Genomic DNA, 17539 nt, shown 5'->3' on the forward strand with positions numbered 1-17539 from the left:
ATAGTAATATTAGTTATTAATAATAAACGCTGTTTTTCTATATAATTTTGCTGCATATGGCAAAAAATATTATTGAATATTGAAGGAATTACCTATGGCCAAAAAGAATTCAACTATTTATACGTGCTCTGGATGTGGTTATCAGACGGCTAAATGGATGGGGAAGTGTCCAGATTGCCAAGAGTGGAATAGTTTTGAAGAGGAAACTTACGCTTCAAAGGCCGAAATGAAGGCGATGACTACAGTTTCAATGAAAGATGGTGCAACACCAAAGAAGATATCAGAAATAGAAACTGAGACATATTCTAGAAATAAAACTGGAATTGGTGAGTTCGATAGAGTCTTAGGTGGAGGACTAGTACCGGGAAGTTTAATTCTTATCGGAGGAGAGCCAGGAATTGGTAAATCAACATTGCTAACTGAACTTCTTGCAAAACTCTCAAATATAAATCCTAAAGATGGAATTTTGTATGTCTCTGGCGAAGAGTCTGTTTCACAAGTTGCCGAAAGGTCTAAGAGGTTGGGCCTAAAGGATGCTAATTACTACATTTATAATGAAACTAACTGGCAACGTGTACATCAACAAATTAAGAAAATTAAACCAACATTTATGGTTTTAGATTCGATCCAAACAACTACTTCCTCTGATATTCCTTCGGCTCCAGGAACAGTGTCTCAAATTAGAGAAGTTACTTATCAGCTTATGAATCATGTTAAAGCAAATGGAATTACTTGTTTCATTGTTGGTCATATTACAAAAGAGGGCTCAATTGCCGGACCTAAAATCCTTGAACACATGGTTGATACTGTCGTCTATTTCGAAGGAGATCAGTTTGGTCACTATCGTATGCTAAGAGCGATTAAAAATAGATTTGGTAATACAAATGAAGTTGGAATATTTGAGATGAAAGAGAATGGGTTGAAAGAAGTAGCTAACCCAGCTCAGTATTTTCTAGATGAAAACCTCGATAAGACAGCAGGACGTAGTCTGAGCTGTATTAATGAGGGTTCAAGACCATTATTTGTTGAAGTTCAAGCACTAGTAGTTGAGAATAATTTTGGTAACGGCAGAAGAACTACTCAAGGAATTGATAATAATAGATTAGCAATGCTAGTTGCTGTAATCGAAAAATATATGAATTTACCAATGAGCGCTAATGACATATACGTAAATGTTGTTGGAGGAATGAAGTTGAAAACAAGAGATACTGATCTAAGTGTTATTGCTTCACTATTGAGCTCTTTCAAAAACTCGTCCTTAGATAATCAAACAATTTTTTTGGGAGAAGTAGGACTTACAGGTGAAGTTAGAAGTGTAAGCCACTTTGAAAAAAGACTTAAAGAGATGGAGCAACTAAACTATAAAAAATTAGTAACTTCTCAAAAACTGGCTAAAGAATATAAGTCAAAGTCTAAAGTAAAAATTATTGGCATTAAAAAAGTTACTGAACTCTATGATCTATTTAAAGAATAGATCATAGAGATATTTATTTAATAAATAGTTTTAATTATTTTAGACCACTTCTCTTTTTTCATTTTGTAGTGCTCTATCTCATCAGCTTTAGGTTGAAAAAACTTGTCTTCCTTCCACATATCGAGAACTTTAGATTTATCAATAATTTTTGAACCAATAGCAGCTGCTAAGGCGGCGCCATATGCTGTCGTTTCGATTATTCTTGGCCTTATTATTTTTAAGTCAGAAACTGTTGCCTGAATTGTCATCAGTAAATCATTTGCAACAGCTCCACCATCAACTCTGAGCTCATCAATCTTATGGCCAGTGTCTGCTGACATGGCAGTTATTAAGTCATTTATTGATAGACACATTCCATCTAGGCAGGCCCTCGCGATATGCTTATCACTTGTATCTCTTGTTAGGCCAACTATTGCTGCCTTGGCCTCAGAATTCCATTGTGGGGACCCTATACCTGTAAAAAATGGAAGAAACATAACGTGTTCCATTTGACTTAGGTCTTTTACTTGAGCAGCTAGGCCTTCAATGTCCGAGCTATTTTTAAATAAGTGTAAGTTATCCCTTAGCCATTGAACAGCAGCTCCACAAATATAAGTACTTCCCTCAAGTGCATAATAGGCCTTTCCATTTTCTTTGTAAGCTACAGTTGTTAACAAACCATTATTTGAATATTTAATTTCATTGCCTGTATTGAGCAACATGAATGCTCCAGTACCATAAGTACATTTCATGTCACCCTTTGTAAGTCCGGCTTGTCCAAATAAAGCACTTTGTTGGTCCCCTAAGATTCCAGAGATTTGTATCCCGTCGTCAAGAAAGTCTAAACCCTGTGTGTGTCCAAAATTACTAAAAGAATCACATATGCTTGGTAAAGTAGTTTTTGGAACCTCAAATAGCTCTAATAGTTCATTATCCCATTGACAGGTTTTTAGATCCATCAGTAGTGTTCTTGAAGCATTTGAAGCTTCAGTTTTATGAGATGTGTTACCAGTTAACTTATAAAGAATGAAAGTATCTATCGTTCCAAATAATAAATCATCATTCTTTGATGCCATCTTAACAGCGTCGTTATGATTTAAAAGCCATCTCATTTTTGTTCCAGAAAAATATGAATCAATTTTTAATCCAGTTTTTTCCTTTATATAGTTTTCTTTAGAAGAGAGTGATTCACAAAATGACGAAGTTCTTCTATCTTGCCATACAATAGCTTTTGCCAGAGGCTGTCCTGCCTTGTTGAAGGCACAAGTTGTCTCTCTTTGATTTGTTATACCAATACACTTTATATCTTTTGAAGAAATTGAGTTCTTTGTTAAGACATCTGTTATTGTTCTTTTTATTGTGTTCCAAATGTCATTAAGATCGTGTTCAACCCAACCTGGTTTTGGAAAATGTTGTGTAAATTCACAGTTAACCTTGTCAATAAATTCTAATGAATCAGCATTAATCAATACTGCTGTTGTACCAGTAGTACCCTGGTCAATTGAGAGTATATAACTCATAAGATCTTCCTTATTTAAAAGAGTTTATCTTAATTCTATGTTAGTTGGGGTTGGCTTTGCAATGGCCTTTACAGTTCCTAGCCATCTCTGTGCAATGGAATTATTCATACCTTTGAGCATACCAAATGATAGTAGAACCATTGTTAATAGGATGAAAAGAAACTCTATGAATGCTTGACCATTATCATTGACTAATAGATTCGTACTGGCCATATTGGCTTCAACAGACTGTTCCAACTCTAGTTGCTGGGCATGGAATTCTTGCTTAAATATATCTGAGTTATGCATTATAATAATGCTAGTGTAGGTGGGCCGGAGTCACAATGAAGAAATTTTTTCCAATTTATCTATTATTCATCACTTTATCTGTTGTTACAGTAGGGCAGATGATGTTTAACTGGCTTGATTTAAAGGCCGGGTCAACAAATGTTGAGAAAAAAGTTTTTTCCCACTATGAGTCTCTTTATTCTCAATTAGAGTTATCTGATATCTCAGGCGAAAAAATTAAGCTAAAAGAGTTAAAGAGTCCTATTGTAATATTGAACTTTTGGGCCACGTGGTGTCAGCCATGCTTAGAAGAGTTTCCATCAATTGTGGCATTAAGAAATAAATACACTGAAGATCAAGTTCGTGTTCTTGGAATTAATCAAGATGACGAAAAGCAAATAATAAATATAAAAAAAGCAGTTAAGAAGTTTAATCTAAATTTTTCTAATATTGCTGATGTTAACGGATCGATATTAGAGAAATTTATGATTTCTGCTATTCCAGTTTCTATTATCTACCACAATGGCAAAGTAATCGAAGTGTCTAATGGGGCCAAAGATTACTCTTCTGAAGAGGTCATTGAGAAATTTAACTCTCTACTTAAACTTTAAGGACAAGCGCCAGGTTTTACAATAGTCGCGCGTTCTTTATTCATCTCACATTCATTATCATATTGTTTAGGAATGGGCATAACTTGTGTACAAAGCATACCTTCGGGGCAAGCTTGCATAGGAGGAGTCGCGCATACTGGACCTGAGTTAGGATTACATTCGCACTTTCCTATTTCGAAAGTGGAGACTCCTTTACACTTTGCGAGGCAAGGATTGTCATAAGTAGTTCCGTTTGAACAAACAGGGTTGAATTCAAAGGTACAATTGCATTGCGACTGTACACTAGAAGTTTTTTTTATTTCACTATTAAATAAACAGGAAGTGAGAAGAAATAGTATTATTAAGAAGTAGTTCTTACTCATCGATCATTAAACTCTAATTAGTTAATACTAAAGTTAGTTCCCCAGTTGTAAGTAATCTTATCAATATGATTTACATCAAAGATGCTAAAGCGAGGGGCTAAGCCTTCTTGAATAGCGCCTTGATTTTTGAGCCCAAGTGCATGAGCAGCGTTGAGTGTAATTGCGCTCCATAGGTGAGCAATATTCATTTTGTAGTGTGGTGCTGCTATTGAAGCGATCAATATAACATTATCACAGTGACATGATCCAGGATTATAGTCAGATGCGATAGCAACCTTAACACCGGCGTCAAAAAAAGCTTTAGCATCTGCTTGTGGCTTTCCAAGAAAGAAACCTGTTCCCGGTAAGAGAGTTGCAACAGTTGATGAATTGGCGAGGGCCTCGATTCCATCCTGTGAAGTCATTAGTAAGTGGTCAGTACTAAGAGCACCATTTTTAGCCGCAAGAATAGCGCCTTTATTGTCTTGAAACTCATCAGCATGGCTTTTAACTCTAATTCCTAGAATACTTGCAACATCAAAAAGTTGTTGAGTATCAACTTCGTCAAAATATCCACTTTCGTGAAAAATATCAACAGCATCAATAATGTGCAATGGAGCTAGCTCTTTTAGAAGAGGAATAACTACTTTATTTAAATATTCGTTTGAACTTGAATACTTCGCAGGAACAGCATGAGCGGCCATAAATGTATTTATTATTTGTACTCTTCCTTTAAAATGGCTTTTTAATTTATCAATAATCAACGAACATTCTTTTTCTTTTTCATAATTTAGGCCATATCCACTCTTTACTTCTATCGTGCCAACTCCATAAGAGTGAATCTTTTCAACTCTTGAGATGGCAAGATCAAGAAGCTCTTTTTGAGTTAAATTATTGGTAGATTTCATAGTTGAAAGTATTCCACCTCCAGCATTTGCAATCTCTTGATAGTCAGCACCATTTAGTCGCATTGAGTACTCATTCGAGCGATCACCGCCAAATACAAGGTGAGTGTGGGAGTCAACAACTTCAGGAAGTAAGACTTTTCCAGTAAAGTCTTCTGTTGATATTCCAGCATAATCTGCTGGAAGGTCTGTATGAGGACCAACCCACTTAATTTCATTTGAATCAAAGACAATGGATGCATTTTCAATAATAGATAGATCTTCGCTGCTAAGGTTTCTACCATCCTTTACAAGTGCTCCTTGAAGAGTGACTATTTGAGAAAAATTAGTAAATGCCATTAAACTCATTTGATATCCTAGAATAATTCTTTTATATGTTCTGAGGCCGCCTGTGTAATCTCAGTCGAAGAGATAAGCTTCTTTATATTTTCCATGTCTTTATAAAAGATTCGGTCTTCTTCAATTGGAGGAACGTGTTTACGAATAAGTTTGTGTACAGCTTCAATCGCAGGAGATGATTTTAAAGGTCTTTGAAAGTCCATAGCTTGAGTGTTGCAAAGAAGTTCAATACCAAGAACAGTTTTTGCATTATCAATAACCTCGTGAAGCTTTCTTCCAGATGTTACTCCCATTGAAACATGATCTTCTTTATCGGTAGAGGTTGGAATACTGTCAACCGAAGCTGGATGGCATAAGTATTTATTTTCAGAGGTTAGTGCAGCAGCAGTTACATGAGCAATCATTAAACCTGAGTTTAATCCAGAGTTCTTAGTTAAAAATGCAGGTAAATCTGAAAACGTAGGGTTCATCATTTTTTCTATTCTTCGTTCACAAATATTACAAATTTCCGCTACACCCATTGCAAGATAATCCATTGCAAAAGCAAGTGCTTCACCGTGAAAGTTTCCGCCGCTAACGACATCATCCTCTTCTAAGAAGATGAGAGGGTTGTCTGTAACAGAGTTTAGCTCAATAGAGATAACCTCTCTTGCATGCTTTAGGGTTTGTCTACAAGCTCCATGCACCTGAGGAACACACCTCAAAGAATAAGGGTCTTGCACTTTTCCACAATCATCATGAGAATCTTTAATTTCTGATCCTTCTAATAAATTATTTAAGTTGTTACAACACTCGATTTGACCAGGGTGAGGCTTAAGCATAGTTATGCCACGGTGGTATGCTCTGCTTGTTCCTTTGACTCCATCAAGAGTCATGATTGCACTAATGTCAGCAGTTTTCATTATATTTTCAGCTTCAACAACGGCGCAAGCTCCTAAAGCCGCCATAACTGCAGTTCCATTTATAAGTGCAAGGCCATCTTTAGGTCCAAGTACTGCAGGAGCTTTTGAGATCTGGTCAATTGCAAATGCCGAGCTTACGTGTTTCCCATCATAAATAACTTCGCCTTCACCGATAAGAGCAAGAGCAATATGTGAAAGTGGAGCAAGGTCACCAGATGCTCCAACTGATCCTTTTTCAGGGACTATAGGAATTATATCGTTATTAATAAAATCAACTAGAAGCTGAACAATCTCTGGTTGGATTCCAGAGAAACCAGAGATTAAACAATTTGCTCTAAGTACCATTATCGCTCTAGTAATTTCACGAGAAAAAGGTCTTCCAGTTCCTGTGCAATGGGACCTGATTAGGTTTATCTGTAGAGTAGCAAGCTGCTCTTTCTTTATATGCATATTCGAAAGCGCGCCAAAACCTGTATTTATACCATAAACAGGGTCGCCCTTTTCAACGATACTATGAACATAGGCACGTGCTTCTTTCATTTTCACGAGTGCTTTGTCACATATTTTTACCTGTGTGTTTTTTGGTTTTGCAAATGCAATGTGATGAACTTGTTCTATCGTTAATGATTGTCCGTTTAAAACGATTTCGTTAATAGGCATTTTAGCTCCTTAAGCTTTCTATTTTTGCTGAGTATGAAGATGGACCATCTTTAAAGATATAAGATCCAGCAACGAGATTATTTGCACCAGCTTTAATTAGTTTATGAGAGTTTTCTTTATTAACACCACCATCTACTTGAATAACTAAATTAGGGTGTGATGAATCTTTAAGTTTTTTAAAATATTTTATTTTGGAATAGGTGTCTTCTATAAAAGACTGTCCACCAAAACCAGGCTCTACAGACATAATAAGAATGAGATCTATTTCTCTTAGAATTTCATCTGTAATCAATGAGCATTCTGTGTTTGGCTTAATAGAAATACCAACGCTAGGGTAGTACTCTTTAGCTTTTTTGATAAGAGAGAGTGGGTCTGTTGTTGCTTCTAAATGAAACGTGAAGTTATGAATTTCAAAGTCTTTGAAGGTGTTGATGAAGAACTCAGGATTGCTAACCATAAAGTGAGCATCTAGCTTAATTTTTGTTTTCTTAGAAATTTTTTCAACAATAGGGTGACCAAATGTTAAGTTTGGAACAAAGTGTGAGTCCATTATATCAAGATGAAACCAAATATTCTTAAAATTTGAAAAATGTCCTAGTTCACTTTCAATATTTAAAAAGTCGCAAGCTAGTAATGATGGAGATATGGTTGTCATATTAGTCCTAATTTATCGTAAATTCAGTTGTTGAGTTCTTTAACCCGTTTAATAGAGAAGAGTCTGTACAACGTTTCTTCCCCTCGAGCTGGACATCGACTAGTCTAAGTGTGCTGTCTTTACATCCAATAACAAGATTTCCTTCACTGGTATCGACCACTCCACAATCTAAGTCTTTTAATGATTTTTGTACTTTAAATACTTTTAATCTCTTTCCATTTAACTTACACCAAGTTCCTGGCCAAGGAATTAGGGCCCTAACTCTATTGTGAATCTCTTCATAATTCGATTCAGAAAAATTTAAAAAGCCATCTTCCTTTTTAAGGGTAGGTGCAAATGTTGCTTTACTATGATCTTGTTGTTCAAAAGTGACGTTATTATTTTGAAGGTCATATATGAATCTATTTAAAGAGAGCGCTGCTTGAAATTTTAGTCTGGTGTAAAGTTGTCCACCTGTTTCATTCTCATTAACTTCTATAGGATCAGAAAGAACTAGATCTCCAGCGTCCATTTGTTTGACCATTCTTTGAATGCTAACACCAGTTTCATTATCGCCGTTTAGTAGAGCGTATTGAATTGGTGCTGCTCCTCTATATTTAGGTAACAATGAAGTATGAATATTATAAGAGCCCAGAGTAGGTAATGATAAAACCTTAGAGCCTAAAAATTGTGCGAAAGCGAGTACAACAAAAGCATCGATCTTTAATTTCGAAAGGGCTTCTAGTGCTTGCTCGTCCTTATTAATATTTTCTGTTTGTATAAGCTCTAATTTATGATTCTTCGCAAATTCTGCAACAGGGGGGGATTGGAGCTTTTGGCCACGGCCAGCAGGTCTGTCTGGCATAGTTATAACCGAGACAATATTCACACTTGGATGATTCAATAGCATTTCTAATGTTGGAACAGAGAAATCAGGTGTTCCACAAAAAACGATATTAAGTTTTTTCATATTAGAGACCTTTTTTCTTCTTCTGTTTCAGAAATTTTTTCTTAAGTAGGTTTTGTTTTAGCATGCTCAGTCTTTCAAGAAAAACAATTCCCTCAAGGTGATCATTTTCATGTTGAATACAAATAGATAATAACTCATCAGCATCAATTGAGTGATGGTTTCCATCTATATCTTGATAGTCTACAGTTATTGTTTCAAATCTTTTAACTTCTTCATATATTCCTGGAACACTTAAACACCCTTCTTCATAGAGGGTTTCACCTTGAGTATTTTTAATAACAGGATTGATGAATATCATTGGTTTAAAATTAGAGAGTTTATACTCAACAGTGTCATCTGCCTTGGTAATCTCTTCTCTATCATAGTCGATATCCATAACAAATAATCTAATGCTCTCTCCAACTTGTGGTGCCGCTAGACCAATGCCTGGAGCTTTATACATGGTATAGAGCATATTCTTGCAAAGGAGCTTTAGCTCATCATTAAATTCAGTAACTGGTAGTGCTACTTTTTTTAAAACTGGAGCTGGATAGGTTTTTATTTGAAGGAGTTCACCTTCTAGTTTGTAGTTCTCTAATATATTTGAATTTTCCATGAGCCCTTATAGCATGGGTGCGACGCGTAAGTCTACTTCAAGGGCTTGTTTTTTAAGAGGTAAACAGTGTCTTTAAGTATGGCAATATCATTATTTTTCAAGGCCTTAGAGATATCTTTTGCCTTAGAGCCACGTTTCCATACTTTCCAGGTAGTTACGACATCAGTTAACTTTTTCAAATTGAGTTGTTCATAAGTATTTCTATGAACAATATAGAAGTGATTATTTTCAATAATATACTGTCTAATTGTTTGATCATTAAGCCAGTCGACCTTTCTTTCTAGGGCTTCTTCTATGAAGTAGGGCTTTCTAACTAATGCGCCGACTTGTTTATTACCAATTGTTTTTATTACAGCTTCAGGAACATATGGAAGAATGAAAGATGGAATGAAAATATTCCAAACATTACCTATGATAAAGAAGCTAATTAAATACTTATTTAATAGCTTCTTACTGCGAAGAAAATAATAAGATCCAATTAATAGAAGAACACATGTTGTGATGACTTTAATAGTAAGACTTATTGAAGAGTTCACTTCTTTGAAAATGAGTAGGCATGCAAATGCTACTGAGGTGATAACCATAAGTGTTGATAAAGTTATATTAGCTAGTCTAATCATACTTTTTCTTTTTGAATTTAAGGCATAACTAGTCAGCAAGATGTAATTAATAATTAAGAAAAATATTAGAGACGGCATCGCGTAGTGATGTGAACGTTGAGATGGAACTAACCATAATAAAAAGAAGACAAGGAAATTACATATTGAAAAAAGTAAGAATGAGTCTTTCTTTATTTCTTGAAAGTGGTCTTTAAATTGAGAGATAGTTGTTGGTAAGTAGAGTGACCAAGGCAGTGAAAATATAAGCAATCCTTGAAAAACGTGTCTCATCGGATATGGCCTAGCTTGAAACTTACCCATGTTTTCTCTAAGAAAGAAGTAGTCAAAGAATGCATTTCCATATTGCAAGTAGCAAATAAAGAACCAGACTGAACCAAGAAGTAATCCGACGAAAGACCAGTTAAAGACCTTTTTAAACTTTATAAAGTTTATTCCATTTAAGTATGAGTCTACAATTAAGAATAGTCCGCAGCCTCCTGTGGCCATGACTAGAGAAACTGGACCTTTAACAAGTATCGATAATGCTAAGAAAATAGAACCTATCCATAAAGAATACTTTTCATCTTTAAGATATAAGTAAAAATAAAGTGACGCTAAGGTAGTTAAAGTAGTTAAGGGCATCTCCATCATAAATATTCTTGAATACTTAAACATACCGACTGTCGCCAAAATAAAAATAAAGATATTTAGAAATGGAGTTCTAATAAGTGAAGATACCTTCTTAGAAATCAAGAAGATGGTTGAAATTGAAAAAAGAACTATAATTAGACGAGATGTGAATATTCCTGGACCACCTGCAAAGAGATATCCAATATGTGCCATCCAAAACTGCAGAGGTGGCTTGGACCAGTGGTCCATTTCATTATATTGAGGAACAAGAAATGACTTCATCTCATACATTTCTTTGGCGATCTGGAGATAAAATCCTTCAGTTCCCTGGCGAATGGCATCTAGATTACCAATACCCCAAGAATAAAGCATGAATACGATAAATAGAATAATATATTTAAAGAGATCTTCATGTTTAATTTTCATTAACCGGCCAATTTTCTATTTTTTGAAAAAATAATTATAAGTAAGACTGTAAATAGAGCAGGCACTGAGAATGTTGCGACCAAAGGAGATAACTTTGCATTATTCCCAAGCTCTAGTAGGTATGAATATATAAGCCAGTATAAAATGGTAAAAAAGAAGACAAGAGCGATATTATTTCCAAAAGAGCTGCTTCTTCTATTTGGATTGAATATTGATACAGATGCTAAGATGGTAAAAATAATACAAATGATTGAGTTAGAAAATTTATCATAAAATAAAACCATATATTCACTTATGTTTATTCCACTACTTTGAAGCTGTTTGATGTATTGCCATAAATTGAATATGTTCAAAATTGTAATATCGGCTTCAATCTGACTAAGGTCATCTGGTGTCTCATTAATATTAACTGGAATCTTTGAAAGATTCTCAATTTTTGGAAATGATTTTTGGTTGAGCTTCTTTAAACTAGATTGTTTGTCAGATACCCATAAACCATTTTGATATGAAACTTTATTAATAGTTTCTATTTCCTCTAAATATGAATCAACTGATAGTCTATAGAGACTAACATTGAAAATCTCCTTCTTTACCGAGTCATAATTTGTAAAAGAGATGAAGTAATCGTCAGATTTATACCACATCTTTCCAGAGCCGATAGTTGATGATTTAAGGCCCTGACTACGTAGATTTCGAAATTTATGAGATGAGCCCTGAATAAATGTTTCTCTATGAGACTTAACAAAAGGCCCTACAAATGAAGTCGTTGCAAACTGTATAAAGGTTACCAGCAGTGAAGCAAGAGTGAGGTCGATTATATAGTTCTTACGAGAGTATCCGGCAGCGAAGATTGCTGTTAGTTCGCTTCTAGTTTTTAACTTATTGATACTAAAAAGTGATGCCATAAGGCAGGAAACAGGAAATATTTTATTTAAGTAATCAGGGATTTCAATAAAGTGATTTATTACGACTTCAAGAGCTGTTACATTACCTCGCAGAAAGCCTGAGATTAAATTCGCAACAGAGATTAGTAAAAAAAGTGCAATCACTGCACCTGCGAAAAAACGAAACCATTCTTTTAAAATTAACTTCCGTATAATATTCATTAAATAATCTTTACAACTTTGGTGATAAACTTCAGTAGAGGTCTAATTATTAAAGTATTTATAAAATTAGAGGTTTTTGGATATTGCTCAAATTTATCAACTAGTAGTGGCGATAAAGTATAGTAATACTCTGTGAATGCATAACCTATTTTAGTTTTTACAATTTTAGTTTTAAATTCACGCAGCTCATTTGTAACAGGATGATCGGTTCCAAAGCTATAGGTTGCGATAAAACACCCTTTCGAGTCTACTTGAATTCTTTGGTAAGCATTCTGAAAAGCCTTTAGGTTATGGGCTTGTTTTCTCTTGATAAACTTCTTCATCATTTGGGCATTTATATGCTGATATTTATAACCTGTAGAAAATTTAACAAATTGATCAAGACACCTAAGAGACTCTGATTGAAGATTAGGGGACCTATCATAGGCCTTTGCTAAGTCCCAATAAGAATGGCTTATTAAGAGTAGCTCTGAGATTTCTTTCTCAGCATCAAATAGACTTGGAGAAAGTTTGTCCTCAGTTGTTTTAAAATAATTTGCAAGAATATTGAGATACATTGAGTACCTCTCAACTGCTTTAGGAATATCTCCCTTGGCAACGTAATCACGAGCTTGTTTAAGTGATTTTAGTCTTTCGCGATATGCCTTAAGTATTGACTCCGGTCTTTTCTCTTCAGGCGTTTCTTCTGGTGTTTTGTTGACCATTAATTAAAACCTGTAGGAAAGTGAAAATGATGTTTCTTGAATTTTTTCACCTTTTTGCTTCAAAAAGTCATCTTCTTCGAGCTTGGAGTTTTTTAGTGCAACATCTACAGTTAGTTTAGGTTGAACCCAGCTAACTCCAGCACCGCTCCCTCTTTCTTTTAGTGCTTTATCACGGTAAGTACCAAATCGAAGGAAAAAGCTGTCTAGAAACTTAACTTGAGCTGCTGTTTTCCACACTAATGACTCAGATAAACCTGTTTTATAATCGGCACCACCATCTAACATTAGAGAAATGATATCTTGGAATACATACTGAAATCCTAATAAGACTTTTGAGTCTTGTGGTCTTTCACGCAATGGGTCTATAGCGACAATTCCCATTGTAAAACTTGGAGATAAAAGTCTAGTTACTCCTAGAGTAAACTTCTTATACTTCTCTTTCGTCGCAACAAGGTTCTCGTCTAACACCTCTTCTTCTATGTGTTGATAACTTACTCCAAACGACGACGTTTTTCCCATCGCTGAAGCCATTGAACCACCAATAGTTTGTCTATACTCTTGTCCTTTCGTTTGTTTAGTATAGGCAACAGCACCCTTAAGGGCACCTTTTGTGTCTGCAGCAATAAAGCTCATTGCATCAGACTTAGAAGTGCCCTGATTGTCTTGTGTTTGCTCTGTATTTACTTTTTGAAAATAGAATGTTGATACATTAAAGAATGTTATAGCAGCAGGATTTAGAAAAATTGATTCCTCAACTAATAATGATCCTACACCAGCACCAGCTGTAGACTTTAATCTTGTTGTTTCATACTCTAAAATTCTTCCTTGTGCACTAAATACAAAGAGAAGACAGATGGACATGAGTGGTAATTGTGATAATCTTAGAGTCATATTTTTTCCAGTATAATGTTTACTTAAGGATAGTATAATGAATATTCGTAAGGCCGTCATCCCTGTTGCAGGGAAAGGCACTAGGTTTTTACCAGCAACAAAACAAATACCAAAAGAAATGATTCCAATAATCAATATTCCTATGATTCACTACTCTGTAATGGAAGCAGTTAAGTCAGGTATTGAACAGCTCGTTTTTGTTACCTCTACTGGTAAAGAATCTATTGAGAACTACTTCGATAGAAATATGGAACTTGAAGGCTTTCTTGAGAAAAATGGTAAGTTAAAGGAATTGGAGCTTATTAAGGATATTGGCACTAAGATTGAAGTCATTACTGTTCGTCAAAAAGAACAGTTAGGACTTGGACATGCTATTAACTGTTCTAGAAGTGTGATTGGAAACGAAGCATTTGCAGTCATCTTAGGCGATGACCTTGTTCTAAGTGAAGAACCTGTAACGAAACAATTAGCAAAAATCTCTGCTCAAAATGATAATAAATCTGTAATTGGTGTCATGGAAGTCCCAAATAGTGAAACATTTCGCTATGGTATTGTTGATGGTGACTTTTTAAGTAGTGACGCTAGAACTTTGCATATGAAGGCAATGATTGAGAAACCTCTGCCTGAGAACGCTCCAACCAATTTGGCGACGCCTGGCCGTTATATTTTAACACCTGAGATCTTTGATTGCTTAGACCGTATCCCTCGTGGTGTTGGTGGTGAATATCAACTAACTGATGCTATTAATATGCTTGCAGCACAAGATAAGGTTTATGCTAATATATTTACAGGTGATAGATTTGATACTGGAAATATTGAAGGCTATCTAAATGCCACTGTAGAGTTCGCTTTAAGAGACGAGGCAACAAAAGAAATGATGATAAATATTATTAAAGATAAAGTATCAAAATATGGAATATAAAATGAAAGTGTTTTTAGTTTTTTTCTTTTTAGTTGTTAATACTTTTGCAAGTGTTCCAAGTGTGGAAGGACTATTTAGAAATCCTAATAGTCAAGATATAGATGGAAATCTTGTTGTGATTACGGCATCGATACAAAAAGAAAAGCTTGAAGAAGAGGAAACTCAAAGTGCGCCAAAGTATCTAAAATTCTTGTTTGGACTTGAAGAAGAGAAAGTTCAATTTCTACAAGTTGAGTACTCCGAAGGCAAGATGGATAAAAAGAATGTAGTGAGCACTCTTTATTTGAAGAACTTCTTAGATAAAGTAAAAAATGATGAATTATTAGAAAGAAATATTTTTTACTCATTACTTATGATGTATGGCCTCAATAAGTCTGATGGAATATCGGGAGTTTTAAAAAAACATTCGTCTAATTTTATTTCTAATAAAGACTCTTTAAATAAAGATAAAGTGGAACTCTATGATAGATATAAGAGATATCTTCTCGCTATTCGTAATGATGAAACAATCAAGGATCAGTTGAACTCACCAATGGAAAGTGAGGATGAAGAAGAAAAGAAAAAAATCTCTGAAATAAAGTCTAAGAGTATGTATGAGCATAATGATGTTCTATCTCTTGAAAAAGAAGGAAGGGAGTTTGTATTAAATCTAAAGCTTGATGGAGTTAGTGCAAAGTTTACTAACGAAGAACATAGACTCCTGAGCTTAAAAGTAAATAAGGGAACAAGTGAAGTTGAAACACACTTTTCTGACTATATTCTTTTTAATGGAAGACATGAACTACCAAAATTTGTTCAACTTAAAGACCAAAGTAAGGCTGTTTATAGAATTAGATTTCTTGGTTACAGTGTGTTGAATAGCACAAATGAAACTTTCTCTAAAAGAGCGCTCCAATATAAAGAAATAGAACTAGAAAATAAGAAAAATGCTCCAAAACCAGAGGCCGAGGTTCAAGAAAAACAGCAACCAGAGTCTAGACCTATTATCATCTACTAGAGTAAAAACAGCCTGTTAAGTGTTTGATTTGACAGGCCTTTAAGCCTTTTATTCAAGTAAAAATAAAATTCACCGATTAGTTTGATTAGATAGAACTATTTTATCGTAAAGGTAATTGGGAATTTTTATGAAATCGAACAAAAAAATGTTACTTCTACTTGCTATTTCTATGGCGTCACCTTGGCAGCTCGCTAATGCAGGGGCTCTTGATGATATTGAGATTGTAAACTCTGCAGGCTCGGGGAGTTCTGGAAGCTCTGGTACAGTAAATAATGATTCAGCGACAAGCAATATTGAAGTTTCTGAAATAGATTCTTCAAGCGTTGAAAATAAAAATTGTCCTGAGACTTTAGAAAAGAATAATGTACTTAGTATGAGAGTACTCAAGTATATGAGTGGAGGAGTTCTCCCAAAAATAACTCCACATAACGATAAGCAATTTAAAATTTCACTAGAATCGTTTCCTGCAAAGTGTGTCACTCTACAGGTAAATAGAATACTTGATGAAGATAATAATCACATTTTTAGATTCGTAAACACGAAAGACTATGCCAGTGATGGATCAGATTTCATTGAAGGAAAATCTAATATTCCGACGACAATGGAAGGCAAGTTTGCAAGTTGTTTGAAAAAACACTACGGTGAAAAGGATCCTTCATCAGGAAAGTATAAATTTGATATGAATAGTTCAAAGCTATCAAACTCTACTTCATTCATGAGTCTACACTCTGATTTAGATAAGAATAAAAGCTCTAGAATATTATTTGCAAGTCCTTCTAATGTAAAAAATGATTACTTCACCTATGATACTAAGGTTATAAGTGACAAAAATGAAATCTGGAAATGTTCTTCTGTACAAGCTTATGGAGACAGTAGCGAAGACGCTAAGAAAGAAGGATATACTGCAAGAAGAATTTATCGCTCTGAAGCTGATAAGCAATGGGAAAGAGCTAGAGCCGCATGTGAAATTGCTAAAGACGGTGATATTTACGCAATCAAAAGACTTATTGATAAAGATACTGGAAACAGATCTGACCTTCAGCAAAAAATTAAAGAAGTTTATTTAAAACTAATTGAGAAAAACATTGCAAGCGATGCAGATGCAATTCGCGAAAAAATTGAAGAAAAACTTCAGAAAATAACAAAGTACGATAATGCTTTTAGTAAAGGTGATAAGAAAAAAGCTGCAGTTCTTGCTAAGGAAATAGCGGCATTATCTAGAGAGTATGACGAGAAAGTCATTAAGCCTTCACGTGAAGTTTTAGAAAGTGCTCATGCAGAATATGAAAACTTAAGTGAGGATGATATTGATTCTCCAAGAAGAGAAGTTTTAGAAACACGAATCGAAACAATAACAGAAAAGCTTGCAGAGTTTAGTGATGTTGATATGGTTGATGGTGTTGAAGTTATGAAGATCCATAATAAATCTAAGGCCGGGGAATCACTATTAAGAGCTTCGAAAGGTTCTGAATACTTATCTAGAGCTTGTTTAGACTGTGAAGAACAAATGGATTTCGAAGATGTTGATGATGCTTTAGCCGCGAGAATTAAGAAGTTTAAAAAGTCAGATAAGAGAGACTGGAGCTTTGTTTCTCAAGCAGCAAGAGGTAAAGAGACGCCACTTTATTTAACTAGAAAGCTTTATGATAATTCTCAAAATAGCATGAGAACAGCATATTCTAACTACCAACAAAATGAGCAAAAGCAGTATCAGCAATACTGTGCTTCAAGTATGTTTGGTGGAATGAAGAACCCTGTTAGATGTCAATATTTTCAAAACTCTGCTGGACAGAGACAGAGAATGTTTCAAAGTAAAATGAGCAGCATGCAAAGAGATATGGAAGGTTATAATCAGAAGTACTCGTACTACCAATCTTACTATGATGGTGCCCAAAGGTACTTATCAGAACAAGATAGAGATATCGCGTCAGTAGGACCAGGCGGTAGCGTTTATGATAGTTTTGATATTTTAAGAGGAACTACAGGTAACCAATCAGATATGTATAATATGGGGATGCCTCAGTTTGCGGCTCCACTAATGACACCGAGATAAAAAAAAGCTCCTTT

General features: G+C 34.9%; 17 protein-coding genes. 5 read left to right on the forward strand and 12 right to left on the reverse strand.

Going from position 1 to position 17539, the window contains the following annotated elements:
• Positions 1-94 precede the first annotated feature (94 nt).
• Positions 95-1474, forward strand: coding sequence for a DNA repair protein RadA (gene radA / locus DPQ89_RS04200; protein ID WP_127715525.1), 1380 nt, complete (start codon positions 95-97; stop codon positions 1472-1474).
• Between the two features lie 17 nt (positions 1475-1491).
• Here radA and glpK read toward each other — a convergent pair whose 3' ends face one another.
• Both glpK and DPQ89_RS04210 read right to left on the reverse strand, forming a co-directional pair.
• The gene (gene glpK, locus DPQ89_RS04205) at positions 1492-2973 is read right to left on the reverse strand and encodes a glycerol kinase GlpK (protein ID WP_127715527.1); all 1482 of its coding nucleotides are present in this window, start codon (positions 2971-2973) and stop codon (positions 1492-1494) included.
• 24 nt (positions 2974-2997) lie between these two features.
• Positions 2998-3261, reverse strand: a complete 264-nt coding sequence (locus DPQ89_RS04210) for a hypothetical protein (protein ID WP_127715529.1) — start codon at positions 3259-3261, stop codon at positions 2998-3000.
• A 35-nt stretch (positions 3262-3296) separates the two neighbouring features.
• On the opposite strand from DPQ89_RS04210, the gene DPQ89_RS04215 reads away from it, so the two are divergent.
• Positions 3297-3851, forward strand: coding sequence for a TlpA disulfide reductase family protein (locus DPQ89_RS04215; protein ID WP_127715532.1), 555 nt, complete (start codon positions 3297-3299; stop codon positions 3849-3851).
• On the opposite strand, the gene DPQ89_RS04220 is transcribed toward DPQ89_RS04215, so the two are convergent.
• From DPQ89_RS04220 to DPQ89_RS04265, 10 genes are read right to left on the reverse strand one after another with little or no spacing between them, the layout of a single operon-like run.
• Complete coding sequence (locus DPQ89_RS04220) at positions 3848-4213, reverse strand: Kazal-type serine protease inhibitor domain-containing protein (protein ID WP_127715534.1); 366 nt, start codon at positions 4211-4213, stop codon at positions 3848-3850. The genes DPQ89_RS04215 and DPQ89_RS04220 overlap by 4 nt on opposite strands.
• 17 nt (positions 4214-4230) lie before the next feature.
• Complete coding sequence (hutI, locus tag DPQ89_RS04225) at positions 4231-5445, reverse strand: imidazolonepropionase (protein WP_127715536.1); 1215 nt, start codon at positions 5443-5445, stop codon at positions 4231-4233.
• A gap of 8 nt (positions 5446-5453) precedes the next feature.
• Positions 5454-6998, reverse strand: a complete 1545-nt coding sequence (hutH, locus tag DPQ89_RS04230) for a histidine ammonia-lyase (protein ID WP_127715538.1) — start codon at positions 6996-6998, stop codon at positions 5454-5456.
• A gap of 1 nt (position 6999) precedes the next feature.
• Positions 7000-7653, reverse strand: a complete 654-nt coding sequence (gene rpe, locus DPQ89_RS04235; RefSeq protein ID WP_127715540.1) for a ribulose-phosphate 3-epimerase — start codon at positions 7651-7653, stop codon at positions 7000-7002.
• Positions 7654-7660: 7 nt separating this feature from the next.
• Positions 7661-8602: a methionyl-tRNA formyltransferase gene (fmt, locus tag DPQ89_RS04240; protein WP_127715542.1), complete on the reverse strand. Its 942-nt coding sequence runs from the start codon at positions 8600-8602 to the stop codon at positions 7661-7663.
• A 1-nt stretch (position 8603) separates the two neighbouring features.
• Complete coding sequence (gene def / locus DPQ89_RS04245) at positions 8604-9197, reverse strand: peptide deformylase (RefSeq protein WP_127715544.1); 594 nt, start codon at positions 9195-9197, stop codon at positions 8604-8606.
• Positions 9198-9229: 32 nt separating this feature from the next.
• Entirely contained in the window at positions 9230-10852 is a 1623-nt protein-coding gene (locus DPQ89_RS04250) for a glycosyltransferase family 39 protein (protein WP_127715546.1), read from the reverse strand.
• Positions 10852-11958, reverse strand: a complete 1107-nt coding sequence (locus DPQ89_RS04255; protein ID WP_127715548.1) for an LptF/LptG family permease — start codon at positions 11956-11958, stop codon at positions 10852-10854. The genes DPQ89_RS04250 and DPQ89_RS04255 overlap by 1 nt, the downstream gene beginning before the upstream one ends.
• The gene (locus DPQ89_RS04260) at positions 11958-12662 is read right to left on the reverse strand and encodes a CFI-box-CTERM domain-containing protein (protein WP_127715550.1); all 705 of its coding nucleotides are present in this window, start codon (positions 12660-12662) and stop codon (positions 11958-11960) included. Before DPQ89_RS04260 ends, DPQ89_RS04255 begins: the two co-directional genes overlap by 1 nt.
• Positions 12663-12665: 3 nt before the next feature.
• The gene (locus DPQ89_RS04265; RefSeq protein ID WP_127715552.1) at positions 12666-13553 is read right to left on the reverse strand and encodes a hypothetical protein; all 888 of its coding nucleotides are present in this window, start codon (positions 13551-13553) and stop codon (positions 12666-12668) included.
• Positions 13554-13590: 37 nt separating this feature from the next.
• On the opposite strand from DPQ89_RS04265, the gene galU reads away from it, so the two are divergent.
• From galU to DPQ89_RS04280, 3 genes are all read left to right on the forward strand, one after another.
• Positions 13591-14475 carry a UTP--glucose-1-phosphate uridylyltransferase GalU gene (gene galU / locus DPQ89_RS04270; protein WP_127715554.1) on the forward strand — a complete coding sequence of 295 codons (885 nt, stop codon included), beginning with the start codon at positions 13591-13593 and terminating at the stop codon, positions 14473-14475.
• A 1-nt stretch (position 14476) separates the two neighbouring features.
• Positions 14477-15472, forward strand: a complete 996-nt coding sequence (locus DPQ89_RS04275) for a hypothetical protein (protein WP_127715556.1) — start codon at positions 14477-14479, stop codon at positions 15470-15472.
• A gap of 127 nt (positions 15473-15599) precedes the next feature.
• Positions 15600-17525, forward strand: coding sequence for a hypothetical protein (locus DPQ89_RS04280; protein ID WP_127715558.1), 1926 nt, complete (start codon positions 15600-15602; stop codon positions 17523-17525).
• Positions 17526-17539 lie beyond the last annotated feature (14 nt).

It is taken from the genome of Halobacteriovorax sp. HLS (assembly GCF_004006665.1).
GTDB lineage: Bacteria > Bdellovibrionota > Bacteriovoracia > Bacteriovoracales > Bacteriovoracaceae > Halobacteriovorax.

Excerpts from the sequence above, each read along its gene's own strand:
- radA (WP_127715525.1), top strand. The coding sequence starts at position 95 with ATGGCCAAAAAGAATTCAACTATTTATACGTGCTCTGGATGTGGTTAT.
- glpK (WP_127715527.1), bottom strand. The coding sequence starts at position 2,973 with ATGAGTTATATACTCTCAATTGACCAGGGTACTACTGGTACAACAGCA.
- DPQ89_RS04210 (WP_127715529.1), bottom strand. The coding sequence starts at position 3,261 with ATGCATAACTCAGATATATTTAAGCAAGAATTCCATGCCCAGCAACTA.
- DPQ89_RS04215 (WP_127715532.1), top strand. The coding sequence starts at position 3,297 with ATGAAGAAATTTTTTCCAATTTATCTATTATTCATCACTTTATCTGTT.
- DPQ89_RS04220 (WP_127715534.1), bottom strand. The coding sequence starts at position 4,213 with ATGAGTAAGAACTACTTCTTAATAATACTATTTCTTCTCACTTCCTGT.
- hutI (WP_127715536.1), bottom strand. The coding sequence starts at position 5,445 with ATGAGTTTAATGGCATTTACTAATTTTTCTCAAATAGTCACTCTTCAA.
- hutH (WP_127715538.1), bottom strand. The coding sequence starts at position 6,998 with ATGCCTATTAACGAAATCGTTTTAAACGGACAATCATTAACGATAGAA.
- rpe (WP_127715540.1), bottom strand. The coding sequence starts at position 7,653 with ATGACAACCATATCTCCATCATTACTAGCTTGCGACTTTTTAAATATT.
- fmt (WP_127715542.1), bottom strand. The coding sequence starts at position 8,602 with ATGAAAAAACTTAATATCGTTTTTTGTGGAACACCTGATTTCTCTGTT.
- def (WP_127715544.1), bottom strand. The coding sequence starts at position 9,197 with ATGGAAAATTCAAATATATTAGAGAACTACAAACTAGAAGGTGAACTC.
- DPQ89_RS04250 (WP_127715546.1), bottom strand. The coding sequence starts at position 10,852 with ATGAAAATTAAACATGAAGATCTCTTTAAATATATTATTCTATTTATC.
- DPQ89_RS04255 (WP_127715548.1), bottom strand. The coding sequence starts at position 11,958 with ATGAATATTATACGGAAGTTAATTTTAAAAGAATGGTTTCGTTTTTTC.
- DPQ89_RS04260 (WP_127715550.1), bottom strand. The coding sequence starts at position 12,662 with ATGGTCAACAAAACACCAGAAGAAACGCCTGAAGAGAAAAGACCGGAG.
- DPQ89_RS04265 (WP_127715552.1), bottom strand. The coding sequence starts at position 13,553 with ATGACTCTAAGATTATCACAATTACCACTCATGTCCATCTGTCTTCTC.
- galU (WP_127715554.1), top strand. The coding sequence starts at position 13,591 with ATGAATATTCGTAAGGCCGTCATCCCTGTTGCAGGGAAAGGCACTAGG.
- DPQ89_RS04275 (WP_127715556.1), top strand. The coding sequence starts at position 14,477 with ATGAAAGTGTTTTTAGTTTTTTTCTTTTTAGTTGTTAATACTTTTGCA.
- DPQ89_RS04280 (WP_127715558.1), top strand. The coding sequence starts at position 15,600 with ATGAAATCGAACAAAAAAATGTTACTTCTACTTGCTATTTCTATGGCG.